Consider the following 16190-nt stretch of genomic DNA (forward strand, 5'->3'; position numbering starts at 1 on the left):
GCTCCTGCGACGGCGCTCGTAATGGAGCGGGGAGGGTGCGTCATAGGCGACGATCCCGTTACGGGCACCGCTCCTCCCATTCCTGGTGGATATCCCGCTCGGAGATAATCGAGGCCGTGTCCACGTCGGCTACCGAAGGGATGGAAGCCTTGCCCGGCTACTCCTGGGAGAAAATCACCATCCCGGCCCGATCCTGGGAACGGAAGGAGACACAGCGGGTCCTACGTGAGCGCGATATCGCCGGTCTGCTGCGTCTGGCCCAAGCCCATGGTGTGAGTCAGACCCGGATCGCGTCGGCGACCGGTATCGCTCAAGGTCGGGTGAGCGAGATCCTGAGCGGAAGGCGAACGGTCAGCTCATTGCAGTTGATCGAGCGGATCGCGGATGGACTCGACATGCCCGATCCCTCCAGAATCCTGTTCGGCCTGGCGCCCAGACAGCCGTTCGTGGAAAGGAAGCGTTCCACTGCGGGCGGCGGCATCGCTCCTGCTGTTGAAGCGAAATCATCGGCTGCCGACAACGAGGTGGCAGAGCGTCTGGAGGTCGCTTCGATCGACCAGGGCCTCATCCATCTCTTCGAGGAGCAGACACAGAACCTACGCCTGATCGATCGCAAGCTGGGAGCCCACTACCTTCTGGCGCAGAGTCAGGCCCATGTCCAGCAGATGCACGAACTGTTGCGCCATTCGATCCCGGGGACCGTACGGCGCGGCCTCGCCCGGGCTCTGGCCGAGGCGGCGTCCCTGACAGGGTGGCAGTCGCTGGATGCGGGGCGTGTGGCGACGTCCTGGCGTTACTACGAGATCGCCAAGTCCGCGGCTCGCGAGAGTGAGGACCTCGTGGTCCTGGCACATGTGAGCGCTGAACAGATCTATGTGCTGCTGGACAGCGAACGAGCGCACGAGGCGCTCGCGGTGCTCAGGGCCGTGAGCAGTGACAGTGGTGGATCACTGCCCTCGCTGCTGCGTGCGTGGCTGTGGGCCGCTGAGGGAGAGGTACGGGCCGCCATGGGCGAGGATTTCCGGGCCCAGCAAGCGTTGGAGCATGCCTTCCGCCTTCTGCCCTCCGGTGGGACGGACTCCTCACTGCCTTTTCTCATGTTGGACCAGACTCACCTGCTGCGCTGGAGAGGCCACTGCCTCGCCCGGCTGGGGCACGCGGAGGCGATCGAGGACCTGACCAACGCGTTGGACGGCATCGCCGACCAGGGGCTGGGCCGCGCCGAGGCGGCACTGCGCACGGATCTGGCCCTGGCCTACAGCGTCCACGGGGACACCGATCAGTCTCACCAGCAGGCCCGGCAGGCCGCTGACCTGGCCGACCGCACAGGTTCGGCCCGCCAACGCACCAGATTGGCGCGACTACTCCGAGACGGCTCTTCCATGCGTGGCGAGTAGGTGCAACAGGGCGATGAACGTCCCCGAACTCTGCACCTGGCCGGCTGCGATCAGCTCACGGACCCTGGCCAGAGGCACCCACTCATAAACGCCCTCATCGAACTCGGTCGGATCCGCGACGAGTTCGGCGCCCCTGCCAACGAAGACGTGGTGGGGGCTGCGGACGGTACCAATCATCGGCTCGAACGTCGCCACGCGTTCCACTGAAGCGACCTGGTGACCGGTCTCCTCCAACGCTTCGCGTACCGCAGTCCGCTCGGGGCTCTCCTCGGGATCAAGTAGGCCGCCGGGAAGCTCCCAGCCCCACACGTCCGGGACGAACCGGTGCCGAAAGCTCATCAGGAGGTGTTCCTCCGCGGAGTCCAGCACGGCGATCACGGCCGCCGCAGGCAGGGTGACGGTGTGGTGCTCGAACCTGTTTCCCGAGGGTGTGGTGATGTCGGCTTTGCCGAGAGTCACCCACTTACTGTCATAGATCGTGCGTTCATCGTGCACGATCCACCGGCCTTCGCGATCATCCGTCCTGTCCATGGGTCGACGCTATCGCGGCCACATGTGGCCGCTCACGGTGCCGTGGGTGAGGACGGAAGGGCGGCTGAGGGAGGGCTGGAGAGGGCGGGGCCTGAGCGGGGCGGGGTGACTTGGCGATGGCCGTGCCGAGCCCTGGTCCGGCACGGCCATCCAGTGGGTGCGCGGAACGGGCTTGTTGGAGCAGGCCCGAGGTGAGGTGGTGGACCAGAGCGCCCGCCAGGGCGGCCAGGGTATTTCCGGTGGGAGCGACCACAGCGGAGGCGGTTCGCGGGACCGTGCGCCGGGTCCGGTGTTCAATGGGCGGATGCGTGCCTTCTCCCGTGAAGAACTCCTAGAACTGGCCGGACGGAAGTCCTACGACCGCGGCGCCTCCTACGTCCCCGCCGTGCAGGGCCTGTCCACCGACAGGGCGACCGTGCGCGGCACGGTCACCGGAACCCATGCCTACCGGGTGGAACTCACGCCCGGCCGGTCCCGGATGTCCTGGGAGTGCGACTGCCCGTGGGCGGAGGAGGGCAACTTCTGCAAGCACTGCGTGGCGCTCGGCCTGGTGTACCTCTCCGCGGTGGAGCGCGGGACGCCCGTCCCCGCCGCCCCGGCCCCACCGGACATCCGGGCCTACCTGGAGTCGCTCGCCCACGCCGACCTGGTCGACCTGCTGGTGTCGGCGGCCGGGACCGACGAGGCGCTCGAACGCCGACTGGAGGTGCGCGCGGCCTCGGCTGCCGTCACCGGCTCCGGCGGCGGCGGCGGCGGCGATATGACCATGGCCGCCCTGCGCGCCTTCGTCGACCGGGCCCTGCGCATCGACGACTTCGTGGACTACCGCGAGGCCCCGGCGTACGCGGAAACGGTGTCCGACGTCGCCGAACAGCTGCACCGGCTCCTGGAGGACGACCTGCACGAGGCGGCCGAGGAGCTCTCCCGGTACGCGGTCGAGCGGCTCGGCGAGTACCTGCCCCTCACCGACGACTCCGACGGTGAGGTGGGAGAGGCCGCCCTCCGCGTCGTGGAGGCGCACGTCGAGGCGTGCGCGAACGCGAACCAGGATCCGGTGGAACTGGCGGAGTGGCTCCTGGACCGGCAGCTGAACGGATCGGACGCCCCCGAGCTCCTGCTGGAGTCCTACGCCGGGGCCCTCGGCGAGGCCGGGTTGGAGCACTACGGGAACAGACTGGCCGGCATCGGGGCGGACCGCACCCCCGACGACTGGGGGACGCGTTTCCTGATGGCCGAGTTCGCGCGGGCCAGCGGCGACGTGGACCTGCTCGTGCGCGTGTACTCCCAGGGCCGGGAGGGGGTGTACCACGCGGGGATCGTCGACGCCCTGCTCTCCGCCGGGCGCGACGGCGAGGCCCTGGGATGGGCCGAGCAGGGGCTGGCCGAGAAGGAGGGGCACCCCGACGGGCGGCTCGTGGAGCACGTCGTGGGCGCCTACCGCACCGCGGAGAGGTGGGAGGACCTGCGTCGGGTGCGCTGGGAGGTGTTCGAGCGCTCGCCCGGCGTGGAGAGCTACCGCGCGCTGCGCGACGACGAGGCGCCGGGGGAATGGCCCCGTGTCCGCGGCCAGGCCCTGGCCGTGCTGCGGAGGTCGGCTGCCCGGCGGAGCACCCGGCACTTCCCGTGCCCTCTGGTGGAGGTGCTGCTCTGGGAGGGCAGCGGGGACGAGGCGTGGGAGGCCGCCACGGAACACGGCTGCGACGACCGGCAGTGGTTGAGGCTCGCGGAACTGAGGGAGGAGGAACATCCGGGTGACTCCCTCGACGTGTACGTGCGGGAGATCTCACGGCTGGTCGCGCTGACCGGTACGGCGCCCTACCCGCAGGCGGCCGAGCTGGCCCGCAGGGTTCACGGACTGTACGGGCGCCTCGGACGGCCGCAGAACGCCGTGGAGTTCGTGGCCGGGCTGCGCCGGGAGCACCGGCGCAAGCGGCGGTTCCTCGCGGAGTTGGACCGGGCGGGCCTGTAGGGGGCCGCGGCGCAGGGGGCGAGCGCACCTCCGGGCCGGCGCTCCCTGCCCTCTGTCCGGTTGTCCGCGCGGCGCCCCTCCCGGTCCGCCGCGAGGCCGTGTCCCGCACCGGCTGTCGGGGGCGGTCGCCGGACTCCATGGAAAGAAGAGGACCTTGGTCCTGGGTCAGACCCCGCGGACGATCGACATCATGTCGACATGGACACCCTTCCGTTCGGACCGAACGCCATCCTGATCTCCCCGACCGACATGGCCCACAAGGTCGGGTGCTGGCACAACGACGAGCCCCGTATCCGCTCCGGGGAGCACCCCGGATGGGGTTGGATCCCCGAGGCCGCCGCCGAGCAGTGGCTGCGGATCGGTGAGGGGCAACCGCTCCAGGCGACGGAGGGCGACACCTCTCGCTCGGCGCAGAGGCGGTGCAAGACCTGCCCCAGCGACTGACGCACCTCCTCAGGACGGCTCAAGGGCTGCCCCATCAGGGCCTGTGAGCCCGGAACAGGCCGCCCGAGGAGCCGCGATCCCCACCGCACGGGCCCCCGGCCCGGAAACCGTCGGGTTCACCCGCCCAACCGGTCCCGCACGCCGAAGTCGGCGGCGTCGGCCGCCGCCCGGCCCGCCGTCCAGCCCTCGGCGTTGGAGGAGCTGGCCACGGGCACCTCCACCAGCTCGGGGAAGGCCTCGGCGAACGCCTCCTCCACCTCGCGCTCCCTGCGGGCCAGGACGGGGACCAGGTCGGTGCCCGACTCGGCGTACTCGTCGACGGCCCGGTCGCGTCCGGTGACGGCGGCCTCCGCCAGCCGCTCGCCGATGCGCGCGGTGAAGGCGGTGAGGAACGAGGTACGGAACGAGCGGGTGGTGGAGCGGCCGTAGGCGTCGCGGGTGGCGCCGGCCTGGCGCATGGCCCTGGTGGCCTGGAGCAGCAGCGAGGTGAAGAGGAGCTCGACGGCGTCGACGTCCCCGGCTGCGCCCATGACGGTGCACATGCCGAGGTCCTTGTGCCACACCGAGCGGCAGTGGTTGGCCTCCGAGACCACGGAGAGCAGGGAGGCCTTGTGCTGTTCGTAGGGCGCCTCCACCGGCAGGCGGCGGCCCCAGGTGTCGCCCGTGGTCCCCGCCTGGGCGGCCAGCGCGGCGTGGTCGATGCTGTGCCGGGCCATCATCTCCTGGGCGCGGGCGGAGAGTGCCTCGGCCTCCTCGGGGAACTCGGTGGCCTCGGCCTTGGCCAGGAGTGCGCGGATACGCGTGAGCTTGGCCGGGTCGGCCCGGGTGACAGCGCCGGCGGACGCGGTGCGGGCGTGGCCCGGCAGGGGGCAGAGAACCTGCAGCGCGGGCACGGCGTACAGGAAGGTGAGGACGCGCAGCGCGGTGTCCACGGCCGCGGGGCGCCGCAGCCTGTGGCGTTCGGCGAACCGCTGCGGGTGGTCGGCGTCCAGTCCCCACCAGGGCTCGCCCAGGGCGCGGACCTGTTCGGCCCATTCCGGGGCGACGCGGGCGGCGGCGTAGCTGCGGTACTGGGCCAACACCAGGTCGGCGGTGAGGTCGGAGCCCACGGTCCCGGTCTCCCGGCGGGCGCCGCGGACCAGTTCGGCGGGCTGCCAGCCTCGGGGCCACACCTGGGCCACGGCCTGTTGGAGCTCGGCGAACAGGATCCGGTCGACCGTCGTACGCCACCCGGCGGGGCCGTCCGCGAGGAGGCCGACGACGCGCTGGGCGGGGCCGGGGCGCCCGTGGTGGAAGGCCTGGACGGCCTGGCCGACCAGCGCGAGGACCTGCTCCGCGTCGCCGGGCCGGTACTGCCCGGACGGCGGCGGCCCCGTCCTGGGCCCCGGCTGGGAACCCGCCTGCGGGCCCGTGGCCGATCCGGTCTGTGCCGCCGAGCGGTGGCGCCTGTGTTCACGCTCCTTCCTGCGCGCGGCCTGACGGCGGTTCCTGTTGTCCGTGCCCATCCGTACCTCCCCGGACATGGTGGCAGACCCGGCCGGGTACCGCTCAACCCCTGGGGAAAACCCCTCCCGAGTCGTGACGCGGCGCTCGTGCGCCCGGACCGGACCGGGAATGCCCGGCCGGGCGGCGGCCGGGCGCCGCGGACCGGTGGTTCCACCCCTCACCAGGCCTTTCGGGGGCCGCGATCCCGGTTCCCGGGCGGCGGTGGCGTCCGCGGCAGTGAAACCGGGCCGACCGTGTTCGCGAAACCGCCCCACGGCCGTGTCCCGGAGGGGTAGAAGGGATGTCCGCGCACCACCAGGAGACCCGGGAGCGAACATGCCCTCTCATGACCGGTCGGCCCCGGGCCGGGAACCCTCCTCCGCGAGGCCCGTGTCACTCCTCCCCGCGGATGTCCTCGCGTGTGCCGCCCTGACCACCCCCCTGCTCCGCGACGCCCTGCGCCTGGCGCGCTGGAGCGCTCCCGCCACCCCGCTCACCCCGGAGGGCCTCCCGTACGCGACGGACATCCGCGCGGCGGACGAGGCGCTGGGGCTGTGGTCGCACGGCCTCGACGCGGAGGCCGTCTCCGAGGGGCCGGACTGGGTCGACGCCGAGGCCGTCGAGGCCGCGCGCTTCGCGCTCCCGTGGCGGACCGCCGTGCGGCTGGGCCTGCTGGAGGCGACCGCCGACTGGGCCGGGCCCGAGCCGGGGCTGGAGGAGCGGGTCCGCGACCCGGACCAGGTCCTGCGCTGGTGGACCGGGGTGTTCGAGGCCTCCGTCGGCCGCGCGCGGGACGACCTCTCGGCGGGGTCCCCCTGGCCGGGCGTCGACGAGCCCTGCCTCGTCACTGCCGTCCTGCGCTTCCTCTACGAGGCGCCGGACGGGTTCCGGGTCCCGCTCCCGGTGCTGGTCGGGGCGGTTCTGCGGGAACCGGCCGAGGGGTCGGCCCCCGACCTCCCCCTTCCGTCGCGGGACCGGCGGCGGGCGACCGGCAGGGTCGTGCGCACCCTGCGCCAGCTGCTCGGGACGGGCGCCGTGGCCCTGGTCACCGCGGAGGACGCGGGCCCCGACGGGGCCGCCCTCCGGTGCGCCGGGTACGGCCACCCGGCGGTGGAGCTGACGCCCCTGGGCCGGTACGGGGTGCGCGGTTTCCTGGAGGAGGAGGGCGTCGAGGCGCCGCTCGTCGGCAGCCTCGCCGGGGCGGGGGCGGCGGGGTTCCTCGACGCCCTGGGGACGCTGCCGCCGGAGCGCCTGATCGCCGAGGTCCGGCCGTGGCTGGACGAGCGGACCCCCGCCGCGGCCCTGCGCCAGATCGTCGCGGTGACCGACGGCCCCGGCCGGGCGCTGCGCCGCTGGACGGGGACGAAGGTGCTGGACGCGACCAGTTCGGAGATCGGGCCCGAGCTCCGCGCGCTCCTGTCCTCCGACCGCCCGTCCGTGGTCAGCCTGGCCGCCGTCGTCCTGCTCACCTCCGGGATGCTGTCCCCGGAGGAGGTGGACGGGGTCATGGCCGGGCACGGGCACTGGGTCGTCATCGACATGATCGCGGCGGCCGCGGAGCGCAGCCCCGAGGACCTGCCCGGGTTCCTGTCCGCCGACGGGGTTCCGGACATCGAGCAGCTCGTCCTGGACGACACCGACCGCCTCTGGAGCCCCGAGCACCCCGACACGCTCCCCGTCCTGGACGCGGTCGGCCGCCACCACCCCGACGCGTCCACCGCCGCCCGGGCCCGCGAGGCCGTCCGCGCCCGGGCGGTGGCCCAGCTGCGGAAGCGGCCCGGGCTCTCTCCTCCCCACCGCAACCCGTTCCGGCCCTGGTCGAGAGGGGCGGCGGACCCCGGGTACGGGGGCGGCGCCGCGGAGGCCCCCGATGCGGGGCGGGACGACGGGAGGGAGCGGTTCCGGGTCCGGAACTGGTTCCGGCGGCGCCCCCGGAACCCGTGGCGCGTTCGCGGCAGGCACCGGGCCCAGGACCGCGACCGACCCTGAGGCCGGGTCACCCCCGGGCCAGGTCGGCGAGCAGGTCCCCGAGCACGGTCTCCTCCTCCACGCGGCGGCCGTGTTCCTCCATGGCGTCGGCCAGACCGGGGTCCCAGGCGGTGGGGGCCGGGAATCCGGTGAGCGGGCGCCCCCGCTCGCTCACCGCCGCCCGGTAGTCCGCCGCGCCGAAGCGCCAGGGCTCCCATGGGACGTGGCGGGCCAGGCCCGTGGCGATGCGTACCCCGCCCCAGTCGAAGTCGCCGTGGACCCGCAGGCGGGCCCCGCCCTGCGCCGCCTGGCGCAGCAGGGTCAGGGCGGCCGCGCTGGGCTGGCCCTGGAGGCACAGCAGGGGTGTGCAGCGCTCCCCCAGCCGGTCGGCCGCGGCGGCGACCACCGCGGGGTTCTCGCACACGGACACGGTCACACCGGCCCAGCGGGTGTGCGCGGGCTCGCCCGCCACCTGGCGCAGGGTGAGCACGGCGGGCTGTCCCGCCTCCCCCAGCGCGGCGAGGGCGCGGCCGGTGGCGGTCCCGGGGTCGCCGGGCAGGTTGAGGGCCAGGACCGTCGAGGAGAGTTCGTCCTTGAGCACGCCCACCGCCGCCCACACGCGTCGGCGCCAGGCCGCGCCCCCGCCCTCCGGCTGGTCGGTCAGGGCCCGGGCCGCGCCCAGGACCAGGCCGGTCGCGGGCCGGTCGTCGTCCAGGGCGTGCGCGTCGCCCAGGACGCGTGCGGCGAACTCCGACAGGGCCACCCCGTCGGCCGGAAGCGCGGCGACGGCCCGCGCCACGGTCTCCACCAGGGGCGCGGCGGAGGCTGCGTCGCCGGTGAGGCGGCGGATCCGGCCGTCGGAGCGGACGCGGGCGCACCAGCGCGCGAGGGCCGGGTCCGTCCCGCACGCCTGTTCCAGGGGGTCGAACACGGCCGCCCAGGCGCGCTCGCGCTCGTCGTCCGCCTCCTTGCGGGACCTGACCGGCCCGGTCAGGAGGGTCACCGCAGCCGCCAGCCCTTCGGGGCTGGCTCCGCTGGAGCGCAGCACGGCGTCGAGGGTGTCCAGGGGGACGCCCAGGGAGGCGCCCGTTCCGGGGCGCCTGCCGAGCAGGGACTCCACGGCCGCGCGTTCGTCCTCCCGCACCCGGCCGAGGGTGAGGGTGCCGGTCAGTGAGGAGCCGTCCTCCATCCGGCGTCGCAGGCGGGCCAGGAGGCGGGCGGTCCCGGGAGAGCCGAGCAGGCGCCGCAGCCGGGGGATGTCGGGGCCGGTCAGCTCCACAGGGTCTCCTGTCCCCCCGTGCCGCCGGTGTCCGGTTCGGCATCGGTGTCGGCGTGGTCGGAGGCGGCCGGGTCCACTGACAGGAACCGCTCCCGGCCGTCCCACTCCCAGCGGGTGACCAGGACGGCGGGGACCCCGTCCACCCGGGACAGCTGGGCGATGGCCAGGCCGGGGACCTGCGGGTAGCAGCCCCACTCCCGTTCGCTGGTCATCGCCACGTCCAGGTCGAAGGCGCGCAGCAGCCCCAGGCACTTGGCCCGGGAGTCGTCGTCGACCCCGGCGAAGGCCTCGTCCAGGGTGATGAGGCGGGGCGCGTGCGGGTTGGACGCGGTCGCGTAGTAGGAGGAGGCCGCCGCGAACAGGGGGACCGAGGCGGACAGGACCCGTTCCCCGCCGGAGGCGGGGCCGGTGGCGCTGCTCCACTGGCCGTGCTGGTGGCGTTCGACGGCGAAGTGGTGCCAGGACCGGTAGTCCAGTGCCCGGGCGAGGCGGTCGAACCAGGACCCGGTGGGGTCCTTGGCCCGCTCCTGTTCGATGAGGCGCTGCAGGAAGTCGCCGACGGCGGCCCGGTCCCCCTGGGACCAGGCGTCGGCGGTCTGGCGCAGGAGCCGGTCGCGGGCGGTGTCCACGCCCTCGGGGGCGTCCTTGCGCAGCCTCCAGGACAGGCGCAGCCGCATTCCCGTGCTGGTGGGCCGGTCCTCCAGTTCGCCGTTCATGCGCAGGACCTGGCGCTCCGCGGTGGCGATGAGCTCCTGGAGGGTGCCGGTGACCTCGGTGAGCAGGTGGTTCTCCAGCACCTCGCGTTCGCGGGCGGAGAGCAGCGAGCGGCGGGCGGCGACCTCGGCGGCCAGGGCGCCGGCGAGTTCGGGCACCGGCTGCTCGCGTCCCTGGAAGGTGACGCGGACGATGATGACCCCGGCCTCGGGCCAGGAGGTGGCGCCGTGCCCGTGCCGGGACAGGGCGTCCTGGAGGTTCTTGAACTGCTGGGACAGGTTCTTCTGGAGCCGGTCCCAGACCTGCGGGGAGTCGTCGGTGCCGTCGAGTTCGCGTTCGACGGCGCGGGCCAGTCGCACGGCCGGGTCGGCGGCCCAGGGCTGTCCGGGGTCGGGGGTGTCCAGGTCCGGGAGCGCCACCTCCATCAGCCCTGTGCCGCTGAAGGCGCGCAGGCCCTCGATGGCCTCGGCGCGGGAGCGGATGCTCTCGGTGATGTCGGCGTCGAGGGTCTCGACGCGCCCGGCGGCGCGGCCGCGCCGGTCCAGGGCGTCGGTGCGGTCCTGTCCGAGGGCCTTCTCCTCGGCCCGGGCGGCCCGCAGGTCCGCCTCGACCCGGGCGAGCCTGCGGTTGAGCTCGGCGACGGCCGCCCCGACGGTCTCGCCCAGGGTGGTGTGGCGCTGATCGGCCGCGCTGGCCTCCAGGCGGGCCTGTTCTGCGCGTTCGGCCAGGTCGTCGGCGACGTCGCGGGTGCGCTCCGCCTCACCGTGCTCGTCGGCCAGGGCGCGGAGGGCTTCGGCGTGGGTGCGGGCGGCGGGCCACAGCCCGGCCAGGGCGACGCGGTAGGCGGCGAGGGCGTCGCGGTGCGCGGCCAGGGCGGCCGGTTCGGTGGGCGTGCCGAGTTCGGCGGAGGCGTCGGCGAGTTCGCGTTCGGCGTCCTGGCGGTGCTGCCGGGCCTGTTCGGCACGGGCGGCGCGTTCGTCGCGGCGGCGGGTGAGGGCGACCGCGGTGCGGACGGCGTCCGCGACGGCGGCGTGGGCGGCGCGCAGCGCGGTGTCGTCGGGCAGGGCGGCCAGCTCGGCGCGCAGGGCGGTGCGCCGCCGGGCCAGGCCGGCGAGTTCGCGTTCGGCGTCCTGGTCGCGGTGGGCGATGTCCTCGAGCCGGCTGGCGATCAGGGCGAGGCGGTCGCGCCGGGCCTGTTCACGGGCTCCCTCTCCGAGGTGGCGGGCCTCGTCCTTGGACCAGGTGCCGCGCAGTACGCCGACCTGGAAGGAGCCGTCGGTGTCGACCCAGGTGGCGGCGCCGGTGTCGGGGCCGAGGCCGATACCGGCCAGGAGCGACCGGAGGGTGGCGGGGGCGACGGCGCGGGCGTCGGTGTCGTGCGGGTCGACGGCCGGGCGCAGGAGGGTGCCCAGGTGGGGGCCGTTCACCGGGTCGCCGGGCACGGCGCGGACGTCGTGGCCGGCGGGATCGGTCAGCGCCCCGTCGGGGCCGACCCAGGCGTCGAGCAGCCCGGAGGCCTCCAGTGCGGCCTCCAGCATCGCGCGCGGGGCGGGGCCGAGGTGGTCGGCGAAGTCGACCAGCTTCCACAGGGGCGCGCCGGGCCGGCCGGGGGCGCGGTCGGCGGTGCGGGTGTGGGGCGCGGGGGGCGCGCCCTGGCCTCCGGCGGCCAGGGCGTCGCGTTCGGCCTCCAGGTCCTGGCGGTCGCGGTCCAGCGCGGTGCGGGTCAGGCCCAGCTCCGCCTCGCGGGCGGCGAGACCGGCCTCGACCTGCTGCGCGGTCTCCTGCGCGCGCAGGCGGGCCGGGTCGGGGCCGTCCAGGGTGGTGACCCAGGCCGCGACCAGGTCGAGGGTGGACTCGGGGTCCTGCGGGCGCAGCTCGGCGCAGCCGCCGAGGTGGTCGCGCACGGCGAGGACATGGGCCTCGGCGGTCCCGGCCAGGTGCTGCTCGGCCGCGGCCCGGCGGTCGGCGAGGTCGGCGAGCTCGCCCTCGGTGTCCTCCAGCCGCTGGTGTGCGCCGCGGTGCTCCGTCCTGGTGCGCTCGGCGGCGGTGATCAGGTCCGCGGTGTGGTCGAGGGCGCGGGTCCGGCGCCCGACGAGGGCTTCGGCGGCCTCCCTCGCCCGGGACGCCCGGCGGTCCGACCGTTCGGTGTGGTCGGCGCCGGGCGCCGGGGAAGGGGGCTGCCCGGCTCCCGCGCCGTCACCGGTGCGCGGAACAGGCGCCGCGTGTTCGCCGCCGTGGACCCGCCCGGGGTCCAGCGGTGCGTCGACGCCGTGGCGGTGGTCGGCTTCCACGCCCGCCCGTGCGGCGGCTCCGGCGGCCTTCTCGCGGACGGCGCCCAGGTCCGCGGCCGCGTCGTCGAGGCGCCGCCGGGCCTGGCCGTGGCGGTGCTCGGCACGGGCCGCGTCCTGTCCGGCGCGGGCGGCGTCGCCCGCGGCCTGTGCGGCGCGGGCGGCGGTCCGCTCGGCCTCCGCGCGGGCCCGGTCCAGGTCGCGTGCGCTGTCCATCTCGGGACTGCGCCGCAGGGTCTGGTCCTGGCCGTGCAGGCGGGCGACCCGTTCGGCCAGGTCGCCGGCGCGGGCCTCCAGGTCCACCAGTGCGGCCTCGGCGCCGGCGCGGGCGGCCTCGGCCTCGTTGCGGTCGGTGGTGAGCCTCTCGTAGCGGGAGTGCTCGGTGCGGGGCGGTCGGGCCGCCCGGCGCGCCGCGGCACGGGCGTAGTCGCGGTAGTGGCCCAGGAAGGCGGAAGCGGCCCGCTCCGCGTCGGCCATGGCGTTGAGCTCGGTCTCGTCGTCCTCCAGTTCGCGGTAGGCCTCGGCGACGTCGGCGATGACCGCCTGGTCGACCGGCGGCAGCGACTCGGTGAGCGCCCTGGACAGTGCCGTCTCGCTGGGGCGCTTGGACAGCTGCGGCTGGCGCAGCTGGACGAGCAGGTCGACGAGGGCGCCGTAGCGCTGCTCGCCCAGGCCGAACAGGGCTTCGTCCACGGCGCGCCGGTAGTCGCGGGCGCGGTCGTAGACCATGCCGCGGCCCTCGACGGCGTCGGCGAGGCGGTCGCGGGACAATGCGGTGCGGGTGGCGTCGAGCAGGCTGATCCGGTCGTCCCCGGAGCCGATCCGCTGCGGGGTGGAGAAGTACCAGTGGCGGGCGATGCCCCGCCCGGACACGGCCTTGAGGCCGCAGCCCAGGGTGCGGAACTCGGCGCCGCCCCCGGCCGTGCGCCGGCCGAACTCGATCCAGGCGTAGCCGAGGCGTTCGCCGTGCGGGTACTCGCCGCCCAGGAGCAGGTTCCACTCCATGCGCTTCTTGGGGTCGCCGTCGGGCTCGACCCGGTGCGCGGACAGCTCGCCGTCCAGGAGGAAGGGCAGGGTCAGGGCGAGGACCTTGGACTTGCCCGTGCCGTTGTTGCCGCGCAGCAGCAGGCGGCCGTCACGGAACCAGAACTGCTCGTCCTCGTAGTAGAAGAGGTCGACGAGGCCCACCCGCAGGGGCTGCCAGCGCTCGCGGCCGGGTTCGGGCAGCGGTGCGGTCACGGGGTGCCTCCCTGGGGCGAGGTGACGACGGGTGCGGTGACGGCGTAGCGGGCCAGGGCGGGGCGGCCCACGACCGCCGGGCGCCCGTGGACGGCCGCGGGTTCGACGAGTCCCAGGGCGCGGAGCCGTTCGAGGGCCTGGGCGACCAGTTCGGGTTCGTTCCCGGGGGTGCGGGCGGACTTGGACCAGTACGAGGCGTGTTCGCCGGCGAGTTCGCGGACACGGGCGCACAGGTCGTCGACGGTGACGGGGCCCTGCGCCGCGGCCAGGTGTTCGGCCAGGAGCAGGGTGGCGTGCCCCTGGGTGCCCTGCTCCGGCATGCGCACGTCGGTGAGGTCGTCGTCGGGGTCGACCATGGCCACGCCCTCGGCGCGCGCCTCGGGAACCAGGCCGGTCAGCTCGGTGATCCTGCGTGTGATGGCGCCTCGCTGGCTGGTGAGGTAGGCGCGCTCCTCGTCGGTGAGCTCGTCGTGGTAGAGCACGGGGTCGTCGAGCAGGCGGCGGGTGAGGCGGTGGCGGATGGCCGTGTTGCGCAGGTCGTCGCTGTCCAGGTGGTGGGCGACGGAGTCCTCGGCCAGGATGCGCAGCCGGTCCCCGGGGTCGGTGTCGGTGATGGTGGAGGGCCCGCGCGCGCCGGCGAGCATCCCGGCCAGGACCCGGCGGTCGACGTCGTAGAGCGCGTCTCCGGTGGAGCGGACGAAGGCGTCCTCGTCCCCGGCGACGCGGCCGAGCACGCCCAGGCGGAGCAGCAGGCGCACCACCGCCACCAGGTCCAGGCGCTCGTCGCGGGTGGCCAGGGTGAACGCGATGTCCTCGAACTCGGGGGCGGCGGCCTCCAGGATGACCTGCTCGGACAGGCGCCCCAGGGCGATCTGCGCCTCGGCGCGTTCCAGGACGGCCAGGGACAGGCACAGCAGGACGTAGCGGCGGCGGTCGAAGACCAGTCGGCCCCGCCCCTCCTCCCGGGCCGGGTGGGTGGGGTCGTGGGGGTTGCCGGGCACCTTGCGCAGGCGCACCGTCTCGGCGTCCACGTGCAGCGTCCAGCCGGTGTTGCGGTCGAACCAGGTCCGGAGCCGGGCGGCGTGCTCGCGTACGAGCCGGAAGTCCGCGTCGTCGCCGGTCGCCCGCAGGAGGGGCCGGCGGAGCAGGGCGCGGGCGGCCCGGTGCAGCCGGGCCCGGTCGAGGTCGTGGGCGGCGCTGCCTACCATGTCGTCCCTCCGCCGGTCACGTCGGTGATCCGGACCAGGTGGTCGGGGCCGCTGAACGTCCCCCCGGGTGTGTGGACGGTGGCGGTACCCCCGTCCGCGATGGCGCTCAGGTGGATCTCCATGGTCCCGTCGTTGCTGGTCGCCACGGTCTCGGTGGTCCCGGGGCCCCACCGGGCCAGGGCGTCGCCGAGCAGTTGGAGGAACAGGCCGAAGGCGACCGGGTCGAGCTCCCCCAGCGCGGACAGGCGCACGGTGCCGTCGGTGGCCAGCCCGGCGCGGGCCGCGGCGATCTCCCGGGCCTGCTTGCGGGCGAGTTCGGCCAGGTAGCGGCGTTCCTCGCTGCGGTCGACGACCTTGCGGGAGCGTCCGCGGCGCTCGTAGCTGCCGGTGCGGCGCAGGCGGGGGCTGATGGTCAGCGGCTCGGCCTCCGACCACGGTGTGGCGGCCGGGACCTGGTCCTGTTCGCGGGCGTCGGCGGTGGCGGGGTCCACGGTCAGGTGGCGGGAGGGGTGCAGGCCGAACGCGGTCCGCCAGAGCCGGTGCCTGGCGTCGTCGTCGGGCGCCTCGGCGAACCAGCGGGCGAGGGCCCGGAAGTCCGCGGACCGGTCGGAGCGGCCGGTGCGCCGTTCGTTGATGACCGCCACCACCCGCAGGAGCTGGGGGATGGCGCTGCGGGCGCTGACGCGCAGCCGCTGGGACTGGGCGGGGCGGTCGGGCGCCGAGACGAACCAGGAGCGCAGGCCCTCCCAGCGGCGCAGCCACGCCTCCAGGGCCTCCCGGAACTGCGGGGGTTCCTCCGCGGGGAGTTCGTCGTCCCACTGCCCGGGTGCGGCGTCGGCGGCTTCCCGCAGGGCGGCGACGCGCAGGAGCCGTTCGGCCGGGGAGGGGGACGTGCCGTCGCCGTCGAGTGCGGTGAGCACGCCCGCGATCTCGGCGCCCCGGGTGATGAGGTCGGCGATGAACCGCTCCAGGTAGGAGATCAGCCGGTCCTTGTAGGCCAGGAAGGCGTCGACGTCGGCGTCGTGCAGGTCGATGGTCCGCTGGAGCGAGCCCATGAACGCGCTGGCGTTGTCGGCCAGGTCGGTGAACCGGTCCACCAGGCCGCGCAGGGTCAGGTGGGTGACGGCCGGGTCGGGGTCGTCCTGCCCGGCCAGTTCCAGCAGGGCCCGCAGCTGGGTGGCGATGTCGTCCAGGGCGACGGTCTGGAGGGCGCCGCGCTGCCCCAGCGCCTCGTCGTAGGTGTGCAGCGCCCGTTCGGCGGCCTCTCCCGCCCGGGTCAGCTGGTAGATGTGGCGACGGCGGTAGAAGTCCTCGACGGCGGTGACCCGCTCGGTGTCGGGGTCCTGGCGCAGGTTGCCCCACAGGGCGAGTTTGGCGAGCGCGTCGGCGACGGGGTCCGCGGTGGGCGGGCGCAGGGTCTCGGGCAGGCCGGTGTGGACCTCCTCTGGGCGCAGGTGCACCCGGAACTGCTCCTTGGCCCGGACGAACACCGCCATCACCGCGCGGTACAGGCCGGCGTTGGGTGCGTTGAGGTGGGCGAACGCGCTGTGGTCGGAGGGGGCGTCCGGTTCCGGGAGCCCGCCGGGCGGTGGAGGGGAGGTGGAGGACATCTGTGCCAGTATTCCCGATCGCGGCGGCCCGGCGGGGGCGTTCCCGTGAACGCCGACC

At 74.8% G+C, this 16190-nt stretch carries 10 protein-coding genes; 4 read left to right on the top strand and 6 right to left on the bottom strand.

Going from position 1 to position 16190, the window contains the following annotated elements; translation table 11 throughout:
• The first annotated feature begins 116 nt into the window (after positions 1-116).
• On the top strand, positions 117-1397 hold the full coding sequence (locus ACFQBR_RS07350; protein WP_344177845.1) for a helix-turn-helix transcriptional regulator: 1281 nt from the start codon (positions 117-119) through the stop codon (positions 1395-1397).
• Here ACFQBR_RS07350 and ACFQBR_RS07355 read toward each other — a convergent pair.
• The gene (locus tag ACFQBR_RS07355; RefSeq protein WP_344177848.1) at positions 1362-1928 is read right to left on the bottom strand and encodes an NUDIX hydrolase; all 567 of its coding nucleotides are present in this window, start codon (positions 1926-1928) and stop codon (positions 1362-1364) included. The two genes, ACFQBR_RS07350 and ACFQBR_RS07355, sit on opposite strands and share 36 nt — an antisense overlap.
• A 304-nt stretch (positions 1929-2232) precedes the next feature.
• Between ACFQBR_RS07355 and ACFQBR_RS07360 the strand changes: the two genes are divergently transcribed.
• Together ACFQBR_RS07360 and ACFQBR_RS07365 are read left to right on the top strand one after the other, a co-directional pair.
• Positions 2233-3897 carry an SWIM zinc finger family protein gene (locus ACFQBR_RS07360; RefSeq protein ID WP_344177851.1) on the top strand — a complete coding sequence of 555 codons (1665 nt, stop codon included), beginning with the start codon at positions 2233-2235 and terminating at the stop codon, positions 3895-3897.
• A 198-nt stretch (positions 3898-4095) separates the two neighbouring features.
• Positions 4096-4341, top strand: a complete 246-nt coding sequence (locus ACFQBR_RS07365) for a hypothetical protein (protein WP_267949333.1) — start codon at positions 4096-4098, stop codon at positions 4339-4341.
• A gap of 116 nt (positions 4342-4457) precedes the next feature.
• On the opposite strand, the gene ACFQBR_RS07370 is transcribed toward ACFQBR_RS07365, so the two are convergent.
• Positions 4458-5846 carry a DUF2786 domain-containing protein gene (locus ACFQBR_RS07370; RefSeq protein ID WP_344177853.1) on the bottom strand — a complete coding sequence of 463 codons (1389 nt, stop codon included), beginning with the start codon at positions 5844-5846 and terminating at the stop codon, positions 4458-4460.
• Positions 5847-6216: 370 nt separating this feature from the next.
• On the opposite strand from ACFQBR_RS07370, the gene ACFQBR_RS07375 reads away from it, so the two are divergent.
• Complete coding sequence (locus ACFQBR_RS07375) at positions 6217-7815, top strand: hypothetical protein (protein WP_344177855.1); 1599 nt, start codon at positions 6217-6219, stop codon at positions 7813-7815.
• A 7-nt stretch (positions 7816-7822) separates the two neighbouring features.
• Here the strand turns inward: ACFQBR_RS07375 and ACFQBR_RS07380 are convergent, their stop codons facing one another.
• From ACFQBR_RS07380 to ACFQBR_RS07395, 4 genes are read right to left on the bottom strand one after another with little or no spacing between them, the layout of a single operon-like run.
• Positions 7823-9073: a TIGR02679 family protein gene (locus tag ACFQBR_RS07380; protein WP_344177857.1), complete on the bottom strand. Its 1251-nt coding sequence runs from the start codon at positions 9071-9073 to the stop codon at positions 7823-7825.
• Complete coding sequence (locus ACFQBR_RS07385; RefSeq protein ID WP_378552533.1) at positions 9064-13314, bottom strand: TIGR02680 family protein; 4251 nt, start codon at positions 13312-13314, stop codon at positions 9064-9066. The genes ACFQBR_RS07380 and ACFQBR_RS07385 overlap by 10 nt, the downstream gene beginning before the upstream one ends.
• Complete coding sequence (locus tag ACFQBR_RS07390; RefSeq protein ID WP_344177861.1) at positions 13311-14522, bottom strand: TIGR02678 family protein; 1212 nt, start codon at positions 14520-14522, stop codon at positions 13311-13313. Before ACFQBR_RS07390 ends, ACFQBR_RS07385 begins: the two co-directional genes overlap by 4 nt.
• A complete protein-coding gene (locus ACFQBR_RS07395; protein WP_344177863.1) occupies positions 14516-16132 on the bottom strand; it encodes a TIGR02677 family protein in 1617 nt (538 codons plus the stop codon). Before ACFQBR_RS07395 ends, ACFQBR_RS07390 begins: the two co-directional genes overlap by 7 nt.
• Positions 16133-16190: the final 58 nt, after the last annotated feature.

It is taken from the genome of Nocardiopsis tropica (assembly GCF_042660575.1).
GTDB classification, from domain to species: Bacteria; Actinomycetota; Actinomycetes; order Streptosporangiales; family Streptosporangiaceae; genus Nocardiopsis; species Nocardiopsis tropica.